The organism is Anaerosporobacter sp., assembly GCF_965301125.1.
Genome location: NZ_CBDLAM010000239.1, coordinates 1 through 4,891 on the forward strand (window position 1 = coordinate 1; position 4,891 = coordinate 4,891).

General features: G+C 32.9%; 5 protein-coding genes. All 5 read right to left on the reverse strand.

The window, feature by feature from the left end; translation table 11 throughout:
• A partial coding sequence (locus ACW2QF_RS17725; RefSeq protein ID WP_455717349.1) for an FtsX-like permease family protein occupies positions 1 to 1,608 on the reverse strand: 1,608 nt, incomplete at its 3' end.
• Entirely contained in the window at positions 1,589 to 2,053 is a 465-nt protein-coding gene (locus ACW2QF_RS17730; protein ID WP_455717350.1) for a hypothetical protein, read from the reverse strand. The genes ACW2QF_RS17730 and ACW2QF_RS17725, both read right to left, overlap by 20 nt.
• A 12-nt stretch (positions 2,054 to 2,065) precedes the next feature.
• The gene (locus tag ACW2QF_RS17735) at positions 2,066 to 2,812 is read right to left on the reverse strand and encodes an ABC transporter ATP-binding protein (protein WP_455717351.1); all 747 of its coding nucleotides are present in this window, start codon (positions 2,810 to 2,812) and stop codon (positions 2,066 to 2,068) included.
• A gap of 185 nt (positions 2,813 to 2,997) precedes the next feature.
• Positions 2,998 to 3,297 carry a YciI family protein gene (locus ACW2QF_RS17740; RefSeq protein WP_455717352.1) on the reverse strand — a complete coding sequence of 100 codons (300 nt, stop codon included), beginning with the start codon at positions 3,295 to 3,297 and terminating at the stop codon, positions 2,998 to 3,000.
• Between the two features lie 53 nt (positions 3,298 to 3,350).
• Positions 3,351 to 4,832 (reverse strand): aldehyde dehydrogenase family protein, encoded by a 1,482-nt coding sequence (locus ACW2QF_RS17745; protein WP_455717353.1) that lies wholly within the window; start codon positions 4,830 to 4,832, stop codon positions 3,351 to 3,353.
• Positions 4,833 to 4,891: the final 59 nt, after the last annotated feature.

A 4,891-nucleotide genomic window follows, 5' to 3' on the forward strand; every position in this document is an offset into this window, starting at 1 on the left:
AATCTTAACAATTCGTCTTCTTCTTACTCCTTGCATTCTTATTATATCATAATCTCTTATCCTTGTTAGGAATAAATTCCGTATAGAATTAATCCAACCTATAGCTGCGATTACGACTAAAATTCTAACTACCAATTCAATCATTAAGAATCTATTGCCGATTGCTTTATCACTGGTTGTTAGTGTTTCTGTGTAGCTTGCCCATTTGATATACGGATAGTAAACTTTTAATTCCTCTAACTTATTGTTAATATATTCTGTATCACCATCAATATATATATTATTAAGAAATACTCCATCATTTAAATAGCCTGCACTATTAACATCAATGTAAGCGTCACAAAACATTAATTGATTATCTGGTTTTATTTGTACAACAGTTAAACTATAGGTATCACCATATTTGTCTATTCCTATTTTATTACCAAGCTCATCACGTATATACGTATCTGGAGCTTTTACTGTAATACTGTCATTCAACTTAATATGATTATTTTCTGCAAATGTTTCGCTCACTATAACCATATTATCCTTAATACTAGTAGGCTTAATAATCCCCTGTTTTGTCAATGCTCTCATATCGGCAATTGCGTATTTTATGTCTTTCCCATTAACTGTAGCTCGTGGGCTTACTTGACAAACATAGGATACCTTAATATTAGGATCTGCTTGCAGTTCTTTATATAATACCTGGCCTTCGTCAAATGGAACACCACGGCTAGTCGTTAATACAATCTCTGATAAATACTGACTTTTATAGTATTCTTCACTATTTTTTTTAATTAATGTACTTAAACTAGCACCAAATATCGAAATTGCTATAAGCATGGATATGGTTGCTAACATTAGGATATTTTCTTTTATTCTAGATTTTATTAATTTTCTACTTATGTATAAATCTCCCTTAAGTAATTTGACATGGAGCTTCTTACGTTTTCTAATTTTACCAATTTTGCTAACCTCATTAATAGCAAGGGCTTCAATCGGTAAGATACGGTTCGTTTTTCTTATAATAACTTGAAGAATGATATACATAATAAGGCATATGCCAATTGCTAATAGTATTGATTTGAAAAAGAAAAATTCGCATTTCCCATGAATCAATGCAAGCCGCTGATTTATCTTTTCTATAAAAAAATTATTAATAATTAATGATGTAATGAACCCTAATATGGTTCCGCATAATAAAATTATTCGAACCATTCTTACAAAGATTTCTTTGGTTTGTTTTGCTGTTCCTCCCATCATTCGTAATAATGCCAAATCATGTCTATACTTATAGACAAAATTGCCAAACACACTCATTGTAAACAAACAAGTCACTATCACAACGCATACTACTAAAGCAATAACAAACATTTGAAAAGAACTTACTGAATCCTTAAACATCTCATCTGTTTCAAATACTAACACATTAAATTTATCATCTATCCGTCGTATCTCATCTGACAAAATTACTAAATTCCTCTTTGCCTTAACCATTACGATATTCGTATTATAATCTTGATTCGTTAGCCCTTGTAAGGTTTCCTTTTTAACAATGGCCATATCAACACTGGAAGCCGACATTGTACCATCGTTGAATATCTCAACAATCTTCAACTTCAAATCTTATATAATCTCCTACACTATAGTTATATACTTTGGCTAGTACCTCATTAATGGCAATTTCGTCATCTCCTAATTTCTTTGTAAAATGATATCTGCTTTTTACCATTTCACTATTATCAGTACCAATTGCATAAACAGGTGTACCATTGATAGACAAATCGCTACTATACATTAATGTTCCAATCTTAGAAACTTTCTTCAAATTCTTAATCTCATTAATGAAATCTTCTTTTATTCCACTATAATCTGTATAAGAAACTGCCATATCGCAATCTCCATATAGAGACCTCATTTCTCTATCATAGGAAGATGTAGCACTTTGAGATAAATTGAACATTTCAATTATTAAGATTGTACCGATGAATATACTAAAAAAACAAGATAACGTAAGTAGTTTGCTTCGTTTTAAAAATCGTAAACTAATTGATCTTAGATTAGACATATTCCCTCCATGTTAAGCCATCAAACTTCTGAATTTATGTAATATATTATCAAGATTACTTCCTTTATCATCTTTAGCATATTCTCCCTGAATTTCACCATCCTTAAAAAAGATTACTCTATCAGCATACGAAGCTACCACAGGATCATGAGTTACAATGATAGTAGTTTGATTTTGTTCCTTGTTCATCCTAATTATCAATTCCATAATCTCAATCGTTGTATTATAATCTAGATTCCCTGTAGGTTCATCTGCTAATAGTATCTTAGGATTTGTCACAATTGCTCGCGCAATCGCTACTCTTTGTTGCTGTCCTCCCGACAACTCGCTTGGCCTATGATATTCTCTGCCATTTAGTCCAACTAATTCTATCTTACTCTTAGTAGCCTTTTTTCTAGCCTTATCATTCCAATTTGCAAGTATTAATGGTAGGGAAATATTCTCTTCAACAGAAAAATCATTTAACAAGTTAAAATTCTGATAGATAAATCCAATATACTCACTACGTATCTTAGTGGCATGCGGTTCCACGCAATACTCTTTCTCGTAAACGTGATTTAGATAGATTTTACCTCTGTCAGGTTTATCAATAGCACCAAGTATATTTAATAAAGTACTTTTCCCTGATCCACTGCTGCCCATGATTGCTACCATCTCCCCTCTATTCACATGAAAGGATACATCTTGAAGTGCATAAATCACTTTATCTAAGCTTTTGTATGTTTTGGTTAGATTCTCAACTTTTAATATATCTATCATTTATTACCTCCATACCATTGTTAGTGTTTATATTTTGTATTTTTTCCCATTATATAACAAATCTGTGGTAAAATCATTATATTTATGTAAATTCAGTTATTTTTTCATACTCGTTTCTTAAACGAAAAAAGTCTACAAAAAAAGAACCAACTCACAATAATCTGAATTGATTCTTTCCCTTTATCTTATTCCATATCCAACCATTCATCAATGTTTTTATTAATATAATGAGGAGAATACTCTATTATGCGATACTCTTGTACGCCAGCTACTCTAAGTGGTTCCGTAAGCAAATACTCATCAACTTGTTCAAGTGATTCTGCTTTCATTATGAATAGCCCACCGCTCATATCTGATTTAAGACCAGACATTACAATACGTCCTTCATCCATAGCTTTTTGAGAATAGGCAATATGCTCATTCATCGTGCTATCTGTCATTAAATCCGGCTTTGTTATTGTTCCTTCAACAATAAAGCATTTCATTTTATCATTCCTCTTTCTTTACTTTACTCCTTAAATACCTATGTAGTAACCCATTATTTCACGTACATTCCGCCTGGTTTTTCAGATAGATTAATTATGATATTCTTCATTTGGCTATAATGATCAAGAATTACCTTGTGTGTTTCTCTACCGATACCAGAATCTTTATAACCACCAAAGGATGCTCCCGCTGGGAAACTATTATAAGTATTGACCCAAACACGTCCAGTTCGAATACCTCTTGCTACTTTGATTGCTTTATTAATATCTTTTGTAAATACACCACCAGCTAAACCATAATCACTATCGTTGGCCATGTCGATTACTTCATCAACTGTTTTAAACTTAATAACAACACCTACTGGTCCAAAGATTTCTTCTCTTGCAACCCTCATATCATTGGTTACATCGACTAGTAGAGTAGGTTTCATAAAGTAACCCTTAGAAGCATCGCCTTCTACATATCTTTCTCCGCCTGTAGCAACCTTTGCTCCTTCATTTTTACCGATTTCAACGTAGCTTAGTATCTTATTTAATTGTTGTTCACTTACTTGTGCGCCCATCTGTGTAGAATGATCTAGTGGATTTCCTACTTTCACTTTTTCAAATGCTGCAATCGCTTTATTAATGAATTCGTCGTAGAAATCTTCTTGAACAAAGATTCTTGATCCCGCTGAGCAAACTTGTCCCTGGTTGAATAAGATACCTAATTGAATTCCTTCAAGCGCCATATCCATATCTGCATCACTAAAGAAGATGTTGGCTGATTTACCACCTAGCTCTAATGTAGAAGGTATGAGATTTTGTGCTGCAGATATTCCAATTTCTCTACCAACTTCTGTTGAACCAGTAAATGCTAGCTTATCTAAGCCTTTATGATGTTGTAAATACTCACCGCTCTTTGAACCTTTACCTGTGATAATATTGATTACACCTTTTGGTACAACATTTTCAATTAAGTTCATTAATTCCAATACACTAAGTGAAGTGGTACTAGATGGTTTAAATACACTAACATCACCTGCTGCAAGTACTGGAGCAATCTTCCAAGCTGCCATTAAGAATGGGAAGTTCCATGGAACAATTTGTCCAACTACACCAATTGGCTCTCTAAGAATTAAATTAAGAGTATTTTCATCAAGCATTGTAGAAGTTCCTTCTTCTGCTCTTATAGCACCTGCGAAATATCTAAAATGATCCGCTGCCAATGGGATATCTGCTCCCGATGTTTCTCTAATCGGTTTCCCGTTATCCATAGTTTCAACAGTTGCTAAAAATTCAGCATTTTCTTCAATAATGTCTGCTATCTTATTAAGTACTCTTGCTCTTTCAGCTGGTGTTGTTTTGCCCCAGGTTTTAAAAGCTTCTTTTGCAGAAGCAATTGCTTCATCAACATCACTATTGGAAGCATCTGCTATTTCAGCTAGAAACTCTCCATTGGAAGGGTTATAAGTTTTAATAGTTGCACCATCAGATGCATCTTTCCATTCTCCGTTAATATAGAGTTTATACTTGTTTTGTAATTGTATTTTCATTTTTTCCTCCTACTTTATAAAAAATTTTATCTATGTAACGTATCTGTAATTGTGCAATA

Bases quoted from the DNA above. Each gene is read 5' to 3' on its own strand.
- ACW2QF_RS17745 (WP_455717353.1), bottom strand. From the start codon at position 4,832: ATGAAAATACAATTACAAAACAAGTATAAACTCTATATTAACGGAGAA.
- ACW2QF_RS17740 (WP_455717352.1), bottom strand. From the start codon at position 3,297: ATGAAATGCTTTATTGTTGAAGGAACAATAACAAAGCCGGATTTAATG.
- ACW2QF_RS17735 (WP_455717351.1), bottom strand. From the start codon at position 2,812: ATGATAGATATATTAAAAGTTGAGAATCTAACCAAAACATACAAAAGC.
- ACW2QF_RS17730 (WP_455717350.1), bottom strand. From the start codon at position 2,053: ATGTCTAATCTAAGATCAATTAGTTTACGATTTTTAAAACGAAGCAAA.